Source organism: Kistimonas scapharcae, from assembly GCF_039540975.1.
In the GTDB taxonomy this organism is placed as follows: domain Bacteria; phylum Pseudomonadota; class Gammaproteobacteria; order Pseudomonadales; family Endozoicomonadaceae; genus Kistimonas; species Kistimonas scapharcae.
On sequence record NZ_BAABFL010000406.1, the window covers coordinates 1 to 14,494 of the forward strand.

The window sequence follows — 14,494 nt, forward strand, 5'->3', positions numbered from 1 at the left end:
CGTTTTGTGCAAAAACTGTACTCTGTTGCCAAAAGTACGGCCAGCTTGCTCACATTCCCAAGGTTAAGCGGGATTTAAGGAACAAAGCGTGAGACTGCATCAGAGATAACCGGCTGCTATCAATCAAATGTCGTGTTTTCTCGGTCAACGGACAGTGAAGGCTAACCACATCTGCCTGGGCCAATCCTTCATCAAGCGCAATTCTTTCTTTCGCACGGGTAGATGAACCGGGAATAGCAGCCATCATGACGTCCATACCGAATGCTTCAGCTAGGCGGGCGACCGCCTGCCCCAGTTCGCCATATCCGACAATGAGCAATTTACGCCCCTGCAATTCCATGATCGGATAATCCAACAGACAAAACATCGGGCTGGCAGACCAGGTGCCGTCCCGACTTGCCTGGGCATAGCGTGGTTGTGATGTCGCAAGGGATAGAATCAGTGCAAATGCGTGCTGTGCAACGCTGGCTGTCCCGTAACCGGTCACATTCGTGACCTTGATGCCCCGTTGGCTGGCAGCTTCAAGATCAACATTGTTCATCCCTGTCGCCATGACACCGATGTAACGCAATGCTGGAAAAGCCTCCATATGCGCACGGTTGATGACCACTTTATTGGATAACACGACAGCGGCATCCTGGATACGCTCTGTAACCTCTTCCGAAGCCGTCATATCGTATACCGACCACTCAAGGTCAATATCAGTCAATGGACTGATATCAACGCCAGGGCCCAGTGTTGCCCAATCCAGGATCACCCCTTTCATACTTCCCCCAAACACCCACAACTGCGCTTTCGTTATTTACGTATCCACTCAGGCCTTGATCCGTTGACGCACCGCTTCAAACAGGCAGACACCCGTGGCAACCGATACATTCAGGCTACTCACGGTACCACTCATGGGCAGGTGTACCAGTGCATCACAGTGCTCACGAGTCAGCCGTCGCATGCCTTTGTCCTCTGCCCCCATAACCAGTGCCAGTGACCCAACAAGATCTGTCGTATAAATATTGCTACTGGCTTCACCGGCTGTACCAATCATCCAGATCCCGCGCTCTTTCAACTCGCGCATGGTCCGGGCCAGATTAGTGACTGTCACCAATGGCACGGTATCGGCAGCACCACAGGCAATCTTCCGGGCAGTACCATTGAGTGGTGCAGAATTATCTTTGGGCACAACCACGGCGTGTACACCGGCCGCATCAGCCGAGCGCAGGCAGGCACCCAGGTTATGGGGATCAGTAATACTGTCCAGAATCAGCAGAAACGGTAGTTCACTGAGATTATCCAGCAATTCATAGAGTTCATTTTCCCGATACACTCTAGCTTCGCGCACAATGGCAACCACGCCCTGGTGATTGCCGTCTGCCTTACGTTCCAACCGCTCACGGTCCACGAAACGTACAGGAATACCGGTTTCTTCCGCTTGCTGAATGAGACGATCAATTCGTCCACCCCGTTTGCCCCGCTGGAACCAGATTTCAAGAATCTGATCCGGACGTGTGTCCAACAACGCCTGGACGGCATGAACACCAAAATAACCTTCGCTACTACTCATTGACTCTCTCCGCCCGGTTATCAAAACCACCGGGCTGCATTACAACTTCAACCAACCGTCATCTTGTGACAGGGCGTTTTCTCGGTGTTCGGGACGGTGCTTTACCGCCCCCTTTTTTAGCTGCTGGCTTTTTAACCGCTTTAGGAGCACTGCTTCCTGTAGTTTTTTTAGCCGCTTTGCTGCGGCCTTTCGCCTTTTTGCCGCCCCCCGCTTTACTACTTTTTACCTTCTTCTTACGCGAAGGCTTTTTCCCGGGGCGTTCATCCTCAGCCCTTGCTCCACGGCGTCTGTCTTTTGCTGTCTCCTGCTTACGCACCGGAGCACGGCCTTTACGACGACTCTTTGGTGCATCCGCCAGTTCGAAGTCGATCGTTTTTTCATCCAGATCAACCCGAACAACCCGTACTCGAAGTTCATCCCCCAGGCGGAACATCATGGCCGTACGCTCACCGACCAGACGCTGCTGGGAAGATTCAAAGTGGTAATAATCGCCAGGCAGGTTACTGATATGTACGAGGCCGGTCACATAAATATCGTTGAGTTCAACAAACAGGCCAAAGCCGGTCACTGTCGCTACCAGCCCATCGTAGACCTCCCCGATATGTCCCTGCATATACTGGCATTTCAGGGAATCCATGGCGTCACGGGTCGCATCGTCAGCGCGCCGTTCCGTCATGGAACAGTGTTCACCGAGTGCCAACATATCTGCCGTTTCGTAAGGGAAGATGGCCTTTTTCTTAAGAACCGATGCTCCCTCAACCCGCTTAACGTGACGGGAGGGCATTTCTGAACGGATCACGTATCGTATAGCACGATGCACCAACAGGTCAGGATAACGACGTATTGGCGACGTGAAATGTGCATACGCAGGATAAGCCAGACCAAAATGTCCGATATTATCCGGACTGTAGACAGCTTGGCTCAATGAACGCAGCAGCATGGTCTGAATGATCAGGAAGTCTGGGCGATCCTTAATACGCTCCAGTAACTGCTGGTAATCACTGGGTTCCGGCTGGCTTCGACCCGGCAGGAACAGGCCAAGCTCGCCCAGAAAGCTGTACAGGTTTTCCAGCTTTTCACTGCTGGGACCTTCGTGTATGCGATAGAGCGCCGGCAATGCGTGTTTTTCAAGAAACTTCGCCGTCGCCACATTCGCGCAGAGCATACATTCTTCAATCAAACGATGGGCATCATTCCGTTCTGTCGGAACAATCTTTTCAATCTTGCGTTCATCGCTGAACACAATTTTTGTTTCCACCGTATCAAAATCAATGGCGCCGCGCTCTACCCGTCCGGCATGCAGCACCTTGTACAGCGTATAAAGGGTATTCAGGTGGGGAACCAGCTTCGCGTAGGTACGAGCGACTTTCTCTCCTTCTGGAGTATCCGGATGCTCCAGCAAGGCGCCAACCTCGGTATACGTCAGCCGTGCATGGGACTGAATCAAACCTTCATAAAACTGGTAACCACTGAGTTTACCGTGTGCACTGATGGTCATTTCACAGACCATGGCCAGCCGGTCCACTTTCGGATTCAGCGAACAAAGGCCATTGGATAGCACCTCCGGCAACATCGGAATCACGTGACCGGGGAAATAAACTGATGTGCCACGGTTCTGGGCTTCATTATCCAGTGCGGTTTTTGGCTTCACATAATGTGAAACATCGGCAATCGCGACAAACAATCGCCAGCCACCACTCCGCTTCTGCTCGCAATACACGGCATCGTCGAAATCGCGGGCATCTTCACCATCAATGGTGACAAACGGCATCTGTCTCAGGTCTACCCGGTTTTTCTTATCCCGGCTCGGAACATTGGGGGAAAACGTGCTGACCTGTTCCTCAACCGCTTCCGGCCAGGTATGGGGAATATTGTGGCTGCGTACTGCAATCTCCACTTCCATACCCGGGGCCATCTTGTCGCCAAGGATCTCCTTGACGATACCTGTCGCCAGTGCACGTCTGGTGGGGTACTCAATAATCTCCACCACCACGTACTGCCCCCGCAGTGGCAGCAGTGGCCCCGGCTTGATCATGATCTCACTGGTCATACGACGGTGATCGGGCTCTACAAAACCCGTTCCATCACGCTCGAAGTACTTGCCGACGACCTGGGTAACACTGCGCTCTAGAATCTCGACCACTGCACAGTAGCGACGGCCACGGTTATCCACATCGGTCTGGCGGACAACGACGCGGTCGCCATCATACAATTCGCTCATCTGGCGAGACGTCAGGAACAGGTCATCCCCTTCCCCGTCCGGCAGAACAAAACCAAACCCATCACGATGCCCCTGAACCTTGCCGGTAATCAGATCCATCTTGTTCAGCAGCCCGAAGGCGCCCTTTCGGGTCTGGATCAGCTGTCCGTCACGCGCCATGGCAATCAGACGGCGGCGCAGCGCTTCGACCTGGTCATCATCATCCAGCTCAAATTCCCGGCAGAGGACTTCATGCGTCGCCGGCGCACCCCGTTCATCGAGGTAGTTCATAATCAATGCGCGGCTGGGCACAGGGTTGTCATAACTCTGTTTTTCCTGCTTTGCATTCGGGTCGGCGTCTCTCCACCATTCTGGCATGGGTCATCCTGATCAAATCTGTTTGCCTGAAGCCCTGCCTGCATCGACGCGGATGCCATGGTCGGACTCACTGATAGCCTGTTGCATAGTATACGCAGCCCTCTCGTGACTAGCGATGACGGCTTACCGGTAATTTGCTGCTTTTTCCTGCTGCGTCTACCTTTCCTGCACAGTTGAAGAATCAATAATGTATTGAGGGAGTCTTTCAATATGCCTGACACGCAAGGTGCCAGCCTGTTCGATGAGCTGACACGCATTGGTATTGATGCGGATCTGGCACGCAGGATGGACAAATCGCTGGATCCTGAACATGTCGCTACTAAAAAGGATTTGATGGTCTTCCAGGAAACGATGCTGCAAATGCAGTTTCGTAATGAAAAGGCGATGTCTGATTTGCGGGACGATGTTCGGTCAGTCGCTTCGGATGTCCGAGATCTGCGAACAGATATGCATGGTGAAGTGAGTTCCCTGAGAGCAGAAATCAAGGAAGTCAGAGCTGAAATGAAAACCGAAATAGCCGCTGTTCGCACCGAGATGCACGGCCTAAGCCGACAATTCTGGATTACCTTTGGCGGTTTTATCACCACCATCCTCAGCGTATTCCTGGTGAACTGGTATTTTCACGCACTGACGGGTTAGCGCTATAGCAAGCTCAGAATGCGCCGCCCCGTTCATGAGGCGGCGATACGATGCCTTAATCAGGCAAACGGATGACGCAGGATAATGGTCTCGTTACGGTCAGGACCGGTAGAGATAATATCCACTGGCGCACCGGCGATCTCTTCTACACGCTTGATATAAGCACGGGCATTTTCTGGCAGCTCGTCCATGCTCTTGGCGCCGAAGGTAGACTCAGACCAGCCAGGCAGTTCTTCGTAAACCGGCGTCAGGGTTTCGTACTCCTCAATATCGATCGGAGTCACGATGTCCTCACCTTCAGCATTACGGTAAGCCGTACAAACCTTCACGGTTTCCAGACCATCCAGTACATCCAGCTTGGTCAGGCACAGACCGGAAACACTGTTGATCTGAATAGCCTGACGCAGGGCAACCGCATCCAGCCAACCACAACGACGGGGACGACCGGTTGTCGCGCCGAACTCGTGGCCTTTCTCCGCCAGATAAGCACCGGTTTCATTGTGCTGACCATTTTCATCCAGCAGCTCGGTCGGGAACGGACCGGAACCGACACGAGTGGTGTAAGCCTTGGTAATACCCAGCACATAATCCAGGTACAGGGGACCCATGCCACTACCGGTTGCAGTACCACCGGCGGTTGTGTTGGAAGAGGTGACGAAAGGATAGGTACCGTGGTCGATGTCCAGCATGGAACCCTGTGCACCTTCAAACATGATGCTCTCACCCTGACGACGATGATCGTGCAGGCTGTCGCTGACGCGATCAATCATGGGTGCCAGCTCTTTACCCATGGCCAGTGCTTCATCCAGCTGTTTCTGGAAATCAACGGGCTCGGCCTTGTAGTAGTTCTGCAGAACAAAGTTATGGTATTCCAATACAGACTTCAGTTTCTCTGCGAAACGCTCCGGATGCAGAAGATCCCCCAGACGCAGACCGCGACGGGATACCTTGTCTTCATAAGCCGGGCCGATACCACGACCGGTGGTACCGATTTTGTCCTTACCCAATGCCGCTTCGCGGGCCTGGTCCAGTGCTACGTGGTAGGAAAGGATCAGCGGGCAGGCCGGGCTCAGGCGCAAACGCTCGCGAACAGGCACACCACGTTCTTCCAGTTCTGCCATCTCCTTAAGCAGCGCTTCCGGAGACAGTACAACACCATTACCGATATAGCAGGTTACGTTGTCACGCAGGATACCGGATGGAATGAGGTGAAGTACGGTCTTTTCGCCGTCAATAACCAGCGTGTGACCCGCATTATGGCCGCCCTGAAAACGTACGACAGCAGATGCCTGATCAGTCAGCAGGTCAACAATCTTGCCCTTGCCTTCGTCGCCCCACTGGGTTCCCAGAATGACTACGTTCTTGCCCATGATAAAGTCTCAGTAAAAAAAAAATGTCCGCCCGGAACGACAGTCGTCATTTACCGGCGGCACCCACCCAGTTCCTTCTGACGTTGACGTCAACCCACCGGTATCACCTGCCAGCTGCCGTCTGTCAGTTTCAGTTCGCGATCACATCCGATATCCCGGGCAGACTCGGTTTGCCCCGGTAAACTGTAGATCACTTTTTCACCCTGTTCGCGCAGCTGCCTGACCACGGTTTTGTCCGCATCAACGGGTGCCAGAATGCCACGTATAACCTCTGGCTCACCATTGCCCAAGCGCATCAGGGCTTTCAAATCAGTACTGAAACCCGTGGCCGGACGAGCCCGGCCAAACACCTCTCCAATGCCGTCATAACGCCCACCCTTGGCGATAGCCTGACCTTCTTCGGGCAGGTAGGCGGAAAACACGACACCCGTGTGGTAGTTATAGCCCCGGAGTTCAGAGAGGTCGAAATAGAGTTCAACCTGCGGATACACCGCTGAAAGGTTATCTGCAATCGTCTCCAGGGTCTCGATAGCCTCAATGACAGATGCGGGTGCATCAGCAAAAACCATTCTTGCGTCAACCAGAACCTCTCGTCCACCACTGAGACGTGACAGCTCTGCCAGCATACGCCCCGGGGAGGGAGCAACAGCCCAATCGGCCAGATATTGCAGAATCTCCGGGTTCGCCTTGCGTTGCAGCGCATCGAAGAGTTCTGCTTCCTGAACGCCATTCAGGCCGGCGGCGCTAGTCAGCTGCCTGAAAATATCCACATGGCCAAGATCCACATGTGGATTGTCGATACCGACAGCTGCCAATGTTTCCAGCATGAGGCTGATCACCTCGATATCGCTGGCCGCACCGGCATGGCCGTATAGCTCGGCGCCCACCTGAATCGGTGTCCGTGATGCGGCAAGCGAAGCCGGCCGGGTATGGAAGACACTGCCCGCATAACAAAGACGCGCTGGTGTCGTGCGATTCAGTGTATGTGCATCCATCCGAGCAACCGCAGGGGTCGTATCTGCACGTAACCCCATCATGCGACCGGTCAGCTGATCGGTAATCTTGAACGTCTGCAGCTCCAGATCGTTACCGGCTCCAGCTGAGAGCGATTCCAGAAATTCAATATGCGGCGGTATCACCAGTTCGTAGCCCCAGGAGGCATACAGATCCAGCAATGTCCTGCGCATGGTTTCCACCTGCCACGCCTGGGGCGGCAGTACTTCCTCAATACCGTCGGGTAGCAGCCAGCGGTCGGCTATTGTCATGATTCTGCTCTCGCTTGCTAACGGTTCAACGCACCAGATACAGCAGCAGCGTACCTGCCAGCATGCTGATCAGACCACAGATTCTGAGGGTACGGTCATCCACCGTCGCCAGTTGTTCAACCAGACGACGCCAGCGCTGCGGATAAAGGAAGGGAAGGATACCCTCCAGCACCAACAGCAGGCAGAAGGCTACGATAAGTTCATGCCAGAAACTCATACATCTCTCTGCAATCTGACCCGTACGACGCACATGAAAAAACCGGGCTTTCCCCGGTTTGCGCAATCATACCATCCGCCCCGTGCGGGGTACATAAAAACGCCCGGATGGTTCCGGGCGTTTTTATCACAGGGCGTGTTATTGCTTGCCTGTTGAGCTATTCATGAACCGGAAGAACTCGCTGTCAGGCTCCAGCAGCAGGATATCCGAGCGGCTGTCAAAGGTATCTCGATAAGCCTTCAGGCTACGGTAGAACGAGTAAAACTCTTCATCCGCACCGTAAGCATTTGAATAAATTCCGGCCGCCTTGGCATCGCCATCACCACGAATTTTTTCCGAATCACGGTATGCCGCAGCAATAATGACCTGACGCTCACGATCGGCATTCGCGCGGATCGCCTTGGCCATCTCGTTACCCTTGGAGCGATACTCCTGGGCTTCCTTACGACGCTCAGAAGACATCCGGTCAAAGACTGAGTCGCTGACCTGGGGGGGCAGATCGATCTTCTTGACCCGTACGTCCAGTACCTGCATACCCAGGCGTTCAACCGACCTGTTCAGGGTCTGGGTAATCTCGGTCATCAGCTCATCCCGCTGACCGGAGACCACCTCGTTCAATGTCAGGACACCAAACTTCTCCCTCAAACGTGAACCCGCACGCTGAGACAGCAGGGTGTTTGCACGGAACGCATCACCCGAGGTTGCCCGGTAAAATTCCTGAACATTCGCAATGCGCCACTTGATGTAGGCATCAACAATTACGGCTTTCTTCTCCTGGGTGAAGAAACGCTCCTGTGGCACATCCAGTGTCTGGATACGACCATCGAAGACACGCAGTTTGTCGATGAATGGCACCTTGAAGTGCAGGCCCGGCTTCACGTCTGGCTTGATGATTTCACCAAAACGTAACAGTACCGCACGCTCACGCTCAGACACCACATACACACTGCTCAACACACCCAGCAGAACGATACCAATCAGGATCAGGGCAGTCATGGCTTTAGAGTTCATCGTACACTCCTCCCTGTCCGGGCATTGGATGCGCGACGGTTCAATTCAGCCGTAACACGATCCGTCAGCTCATCCAACTCCTGCGCTGTCAGCTCGCCTGTGGCGCCGGTTGAGGAAGAACTCTTCTTCTGATTCTCCATCAACTTGTCCAGCGGCAGGTACATCATGTTGTTACCACCTTTGACATCCACCAGCACCTTACTGGTTGAGCCAAGAACATCCTGCATTGTGTCGAGGTAAAGACGCTCGCGGGTGACGCCCGGCGCTTTCTTGTATTCCGCCAGTAACTTGGTGAATCGCTCCGCCTCACCGTCTGCTCGGGACACCACTTCCTCGCGGTAACCGTTGGCCTCTTCAATGATACGCTGGGCATCACCTCGGGCTTCCGGTACCACCTGGTTGGCGTAGGCTTCCGCTTCGTTCTTGGCGCGCTCCTCATCCTCACGTGCACGGATAACGTCGTCAAACGCAGCCTGTACCTGCTTGGGCGGATGCGCACTCTCCACGTTCACCTTACTGATATACAGACCGGTGCCATAGCTGTTCAGGTAAGACTGCAGACGCTCTTTGACTTCATCGCCGAGCACCTCACGACCTTCCGTCAGCACAGAGTGCATTTCGGAACTACCCACCACGTGACGCAACGCGCTCTGAGTCGCCTCTTTCAAAGCTTTGTCAGGGTTCGCGACGTTCAGCACATAATCTTTCAGATTCGAAATGTTGTACTGGACCGACAACGCCACCTCGACGATATTCTCATCTTCGGTCAGCATTTCCTGGCTGACAGGATAAGAACGGTATTCGGTCACCACATCCTGAAACTTGGTTTCAAATGGCGGGAAATACATATGCAGACCAGGATCGACAGTCTCAACATATTTACCAAAGCGGAGGATAACAGCCCGCTCCTTTTCGTCCACCACATAAACTGCATTGAACAGGTACGCCACAATCGCGATGACGACCGCGCCGACCACCAGGCCGCCACCGCCTCCGCCACCAGAAGGACGCTTGCCTGAAGAAGGGCCACCCTTGCCACCAAAAATACCGCTGAGCTTCTGTTGAAACTTGCGTAGTGCCTCGTCCAGATCCGGCGGCCCCTGGTTACCACCACGGTTTCCGCCACCCCAGGGATCCTGTTTGTTTCCACCCGGCTCGTTCCAGGCCATAGAGTTCTCCGTCGTCAGAGTTGCACAACTACTGTCTGAGCATCCTGCAAGGATACAGGGAAAGAGCGGTGCCGCCACTACTACCGGATAAAGATCCGAAAGCCGGTACGGCATAACGGCAGTTGCCCCTGGCATCCGCAGCCTTGTGGCCACGTTCCTGATTGCCAATAATGCAGATTGTAGAGTTTCACGGATACCGGAAGCAACCATGCGCGGTCAGCGAGCACCAGAATAGCAGAAGACCGGGCACGGATAAGTACTTACCGATAATGCATCACTATAACACTTTGTACCGTATTACCAATGCCACCTGGCCGATTTAATCCTGCTCAAGAACGTAAGCTGAAGCATCCATTCCCTCCTGGTTGAGCAACCGCACCAGCTCATCACGGGGCATGCGTATTTCCAGCAAAGGTTGCCCGTTGTCATCATACGCTTCGGATTGAACCACGCCCATGGCATACAGCCGTGCACGTAAGCGCCCATTATTGAACCCCAGAGACAGGTATTCATGGACAATGTCACCGGCCAATAACTCGGCTACAGCATGATGCACAAGCTCCAGCCCCTGGTTATTCATTGCGGAGATCCAGACCCGACGAGGACGACCGTGTTCATCCCGATCAATGTGAGGCTCAACACCCGGCATCAGATCGATCTTGTTATAGACATCCAGACGCGGCAATTCATGGGCATCTATCTCTTCCAGCACCAGGGCCACCTGATCGATGTTCTCCTGCCGCTCAGGGTCATGACTGTCGATCACGTGCAAGAGCAGATCAGCACCCGCTGACTCTTCCAGTGTTGCCCGAAAAGCCTGTACCAACTTATGTGGCAGATGACGTATAAAACCCACAGTATCGGCCAAAATGACAGAACCAAAATCCGTCATCTGTATCTTGCGCAGTGTCGGATCAAGGGTTGCAAACAGTTGATCGGCTGCATAAACATCCGATTCAGTCAGCACATTAAACAGTGTCGACTTGCCGGCATTGGTATAACCCACCAATGACACCAACGGTATCTCAGCCCGTTTTCGGGAGCGCCGACTCTGATCACGCTGACTCTTCACCTTCTCCAGTCGGCGATGAATCGATTTGATTCGTGCCCTCAGTAATCGTCGATCTGTTTCTAGCTGGGTTTCACCGGGGCCCCGCAAACCTATCCCACCTTTCTGACGTTCAAGGTGAGTCCAGCCACGAACCAGTCGTGTACTCATGTATTCCAGTTGCGCCAACTCAACCTGCAATTTACCTTCGTGGGTACGGGCCCGCTGGGCAAAGATGTCGAGAATAAGACCGGTTCGGTCAACCACCCGGCATTTCAGCTCACGCTCCAGATTGCGTTCCTGACTGGGACTCAGTGCGTGGTTAAACAGAACAACATCCGCCTCAGTCGCAATCACATATTGACGGATCTCTTCCAGCTTACCGATACCGACAAAATAGCGGGGGCTGATATTACCGCCCGGTACCGTTAAAAATGCGGCTTCTTCAACACCGGAGGAACGCACCAGTTCACGAAATTCGGAAGGGTCTTCCCTGTCCTGTTCGTTGTAGCATTCAGGGTGCACCAGGACCGCTTTTTCACCACCTTCATGGCGCTCGAAAAACAAACTACAGCTCCTGATTAATCAATGGATAGGCGCAATATGCACGCATCGGCCGGTACTCGGCAACAACAAAAAACCGGACACCGTTAGAAACGGTATCCGGTTTTTTGTAAATCCTGTTAGGAGAGGTACGGAACTCGCCCGGGCGATTGGTCGGAAACAGCTCGAGGTTCAGAGAGCACCAGACCTCAGGATTCAGTCCTGAACGTCTTGTCCGGGCTCCTGCATGGGCAGGCGAACGGGACGACCGGGAACCACAGTGGAAACTGCGTGCTTGTAGACCATCTGGCTGACAGTGTTCTTCAGCAGGATCACGAACTGATCGAAAGACTCAATCTGACCCTGCAACTTGATGCCGTTAACCAGGTAAATGGATACGGGTACTCGCTCTTTGCGAAGAACGTTGAGGTAAGGGTCTTGTAGGGAATGCCCTTTTGACATTTCCGTACTCCTTCTTATTTATCGAATTATTTAAAGCCTGTGCTCTAGTCCGGTAAGACTGTATACCTAGAGTAGCATGTTCTTCCTGTTCAGACAGGAAATTGATTACGCTACATACAGTCTGCAAGGGTCGAGCAACCTTAGGTCAGGCACCTTATACGTACAATAAGTAATACTAGCTACTGCATGGCTACCTTGCAGAGGACATCCAATAGCACGTAAGCTGCCAGCCCTTCAGCTGATCAACCTTCCGAAAAACCATAGCCTCTATGTGAGGTTAGGGGTGATGACTTTCAAGGCGTCATCCACCAGATTCGGTGACAGGCTGTCGAGCCAATGAAGATCAGGCCAGCTCCGCAACCAGGTCAGCTGACGTTTGGCCAGTTGCCGCGTTGCGATCACACTACGTTCGACCATCTCATCGAATGTTAGTTCCCCTGCCAGATGCTCCCATGCCTGCCGGTAGCCGACAGAGCGAATAGCGGGCAGTTTGTAGTCCAGATCGCCACGAGCATATAAATGCTGCACTTCATCCATAAAGCCCTGTTGAAGCATCTGGTGAAAGCGCAGCGCTATCCGTTCATGTAAAACCTTGCGTTCTTCAGGGGCAACCGCCAGATTGATCAGGCGATAGGGGAAACCGTCATGCGTTTCCTTATTATTAGCCTGCTCTGCACGCAGTTCTGTCATTGTCCGGCCACTGACCAGATAGACTTCTAACGCGCGCGAGAGTCGTTGTGGATCTGTCGGGTGAATCCTTGCGGCTGAGACCGGGTCAACCGCTGCCAGCTTCGCATGCACAGCAGGCCAGCCCTCGCGTTCTGCCTGTGCATCAATGTCCTGACGCACCAACTCATCCGCTCCCGGCAATTCCGCCAAGCCATCCCGCAGGGTTTTGAAATACAACATAGTGCCACCGACCAGCAGTGGAATACGTCCTCGCCCGACAATCTCAGCCATTTCTTGCAATGCATCCTGTCGGAACTCTGCCGCAGAATACGGCTCGGACGGATCACGAATATCAATCAGCCGATGGGGTGCCTTGGCCAACAACTCGGCATCCGGCTTGGCAGAACCGATATCCATTCCGCGGTACACCAAGGCAGAATCAACGCTGATGATGTCACAAGGCAGCTGTTGCGCGAGCGATACCGCCAGATCCGTTTTCCCGGAAGCCGTTGGCCCCATTAAGAAGATGGCCAGAGGTTTACGTAAATCAATCATTCAAATGGAACAACATGAAGCCGAATTTATAGAATGCAAAAGTATAAGTAAAAAAAAAGGCCATAGCACCTCATTTAAAACGAGGTCGCATATTAATGCTCTTAATCTAAAAATAAAAAACACAAACGACGAAGCAGCACCACACTCTTTAATGTGTATATTAACTATAAAACCACCATTAAACATAAAGCACGTATATTGCAAGGCCGCGCAAAAATAAAATTTTTACATCTAACCTTAGTTAGAACATCCATACAAATCAGTTATTTTTACTCACATTAAAAAAACACACAAAACTTAAAATTGTCAATCATACGATTCATTAATTAAGCACTAGCTTTTAACGTAGAAGGATTACGACACCATGGAGACAAAGCAAGCAATCAGCATGACACCTAAAAAAACATTGCACGTTGATTTACCAGCAATTTTAGAATCACACAAAGATGCAACGATGAAAATCCACAAGGTCGGAGTCATCCATAACACAACAATTAATGTAGCGATCTCTTCACCAGAACCAAACAGATTGAACGAGAGCATTACAAGGGAAATTACTAATACTGCATTGGTTAATGGCATATATGTCAGAACCACTAAAAACAAAACCAATTTATTATGCCGCGACATTCGTATAGCGAAGTTTTGCGGAAGAGAAATTCGCAACCATTTTCGTGCAAGAGCCAGAAATGCGCCTTATTCTAAAAGCATAAAAAACCTAAAGCCTGGACAGGTCATAACAAGACCCAGACCTCGAAAAATGAGGCCGTACTCAGGCATAATACACTGCATTGTCGATAAGACGTTCAGCCTAAAGACATCGCTAATTCAGATACAAAAAAATCTCACCACAATATCGAATGCAGAAGCATCAAAAAGAACGTTAGTTTTTTGCGAAACCAACAACAAAGTACTCGGCACTACCACAAGGGACATGCTCCAACAACTTAAGGAAGCAATCATTGAAACTGATGAAGCCTCCAGACCCGAAAACGTTATTTTCCTGGTTGAATCGGAAGCATCATTACAACAATTAGAGCATGCACTCATTGCCGAAGATTCAGTATCACAACATTATGATGAACCTTCCCCACAAACAGATACCCAAGAGCAAAAAGCTTTAACGCAGCATGAGGAAAGCGCAAGTATCGACATACCGCTTACAGTGCCTTCGAAAGCGTTAAAATTTCATGAATCAACATCCATTGAAACGAAGGAGAGAGCTGCAGTAACGCCACAATTAACAACAATAGAAAACCAGCAAAGGCATGATGTAGAAAAATCCCAACATGAGTTATTGCAACCGACCGAAATCCAGGCACTAGGTAAACGTAAGTACTCAAAAACTCCTGTGCAGACCACATGGCAGCCAGCATGAGGCGTATTCGATAATATTTGCCAGTCTCGGAA

The 14,494-nt window shown here is 52.1% G+C and carries 13 protein-coding genes; 2 read left to right on the forward strand and 11 right to left on the reverse strand.

The window, feature by feature from the left end; translation table 11 throughout:
• Positions 1–49: 49 nt before the first annotated feature.
• Genes ABD892_RS15380 through rnr form a run of 3 tightly spaced genes read right to left on the reverse strand, consistent with a single transcriptional unit; the run spans position 50 to position 4,136 of the window.
• Complete coding sequence (locus tag ABD892_RS15380; RefSeq protein WP_345196762.1) at positions 50–766, reverse strand: NAD(P)-dependent oxidoreductase; 717 nt, start codon at positions 764–766, stop codon at positions 50–52.
• A gap of 48 nt (positions 767–814) precedes the next feature.
• Complete coding sequence (rlmB, locus tag ABD892_RS15385; protein WP_345196763.1) at positions 815–1,558, reverse strand: 23S rRNA (guanosine(2251)-2'-O)-methyltransferase RlmB; 744 nt, start codon at positions 1,556–1,558, stop codon at positions 815–817.
• A gap of 58 nt (positions 1,559–1,616) precedes the next feature.
• The gene (rnr, locus tag ABD892_RS15390) at positions 1,617–4,136 is read right to left on the reverse strand and encodes a ribonuclease R (RefSeq protein WP_345196764.1); all 2,520 of its coding nucleotides are present in this window, start codon (positions 4,134–4,136) and stop codon (positions 1,617–1,619) included.
• A 210-nt stretch (positions 4,137–4,346) separates the two neighbouring features.
• Here rnr and ABD892_RS15395 point away from each other — a divergent pair, with 210 nt between their 5' ends.
• Positions 4,347–4,775: a hypothetical protein gene (locus ABD892_RS15395; RefSeq protein WP_345196765.1), complete on the forward strand. Its 429-nt coding sequence runs from the start codon at positions 4,347–4,349 to the stop codon at positions 4,773–4,775.
• Between the two features lie 59 nt (positions 4,776–4,834).
• Here ABD892_RS15395 and ABD892_RS15400 read toward each other — a convergent pair whose 3' ends face one another.
• The 8 genes from ABD892_RS15400 to miaA form a co-directional block, all read right to left on the reverse strand.
• Complete coding sequence (locus tag ABD892_RS15400; protein ID WP_345196767.1) at positions 4,835–6,145, reverse strand: adenylosuccinate synthase; 1,311 nt, start codon at positions 6,143–6,145, stop codon at positions 4,835–4,837.
• Between the two features lie 89 nt (positions 6,146–6,234).
• On the reverse strand, positions 6,235–7,410 hold the full coding sequence (locus ABD892_RS15405) for an ATP phosphoribosyltransferase regulatory subunit (RefSeq protein ID WP_345196768.1): 1,176 nt from the start codon (positions 7,408–7,410) through the stop codon (positions 6,235–6,237).
• A gap of 25 nt (positions 7,411–7,435) precedes the next feature.
• Positions 7,436–7,627 carry a DUF2065 domain-containing protein gene (locus ABD892_RS15410; RefSeq protein ID WP_211830016.1) on the reverse strand — a complete coding sequence of 64 codons (192 nt, stop codon included), beginning with the start codon at positions 7,625–7,627 and terminating at the stop codon, positions 7,436–7,438.
• Between the two features lie 138 nt (positions 7,628–7,765).
• The gene (gene hflC / locus ABD892_RS15415; RefSeq protein WP_345196770.1) at positions 7,766–8,638 is read right to left on the reverse strand and encodes a protease modulator HflC; all 873 of its coding nucleotides are present in this window, start codon (positions 8,636–8,638) and stop codon (positions 7,766–7,768) included.
• Entirely contained in the window at positions 8,635–9,807 is a 1,173-nt protein-coding gene (hflK, locus tag ABD892_RS15420) for an FtsH protease activity modulator HflK (protein ID WP_345196771.1), read from the reverse strand. Before hflK ends, hflC begins: the two co-directional genes overlap by 4 nt.
• Positions 9,808–10,126: 319 nt before the next feature.
• Positions 10,127–11,422 (reverse strand): ribosome rescue GTPase HflX, encoded by a 1,296-nt coding sequence (gene hflX, locus ABD892_RS15425; protein ID WP_345196772.1) that lies wholly within the window; start codon positions 11,420–11,422, stop codon positions 10,127–10,129.
• 192 nt (positions 11,423–11,614) lie between these two features.
• Positions 11,615–11,860, reverse strand: a complete 246-nt coding sequence (gene hfq / locus ABD892_RS15430; RefSeq protein WP_345196773.1) for an RNA chaperone Hfq — start codon at positions 11,858–11,860, stop codon at positions 11,615–11,617.
• A 267-nt stretch (positions 11,861–12,127) separates the two neighbouring features.
• The gene (gene miaA, locus ABD892_RS15435) at positions 12,128–13,084 is read right to left on the reverse strand and encodes a tRNA (adenosine(37)-N6)-dimethylallyltransferase MiaA (protein ID WP_345196774.1); all 957 of its coding nucleotides are present in this window, start codon (positions 13,082–13,084) and stop codon (positions 12,128–12,130) included.
• Positions 13,085–13,448: 364 nt separating this feature from the next.
• Between miaA and ABD892_RS15440 the strand changes: the two genes are divergently transcribed.
• Positions 13,449–14,462, forward strand: a complete 1,014-nt coding sequence (locus tag ABD892_RS15440) for a hypothetical protein (protein WP_345196775.1) — start codon at positions 13,449–13,451, stop codon at positions 14,460–14,462.
• Positions 14,463–14,494: the final 32 nt, after the last annotated feature.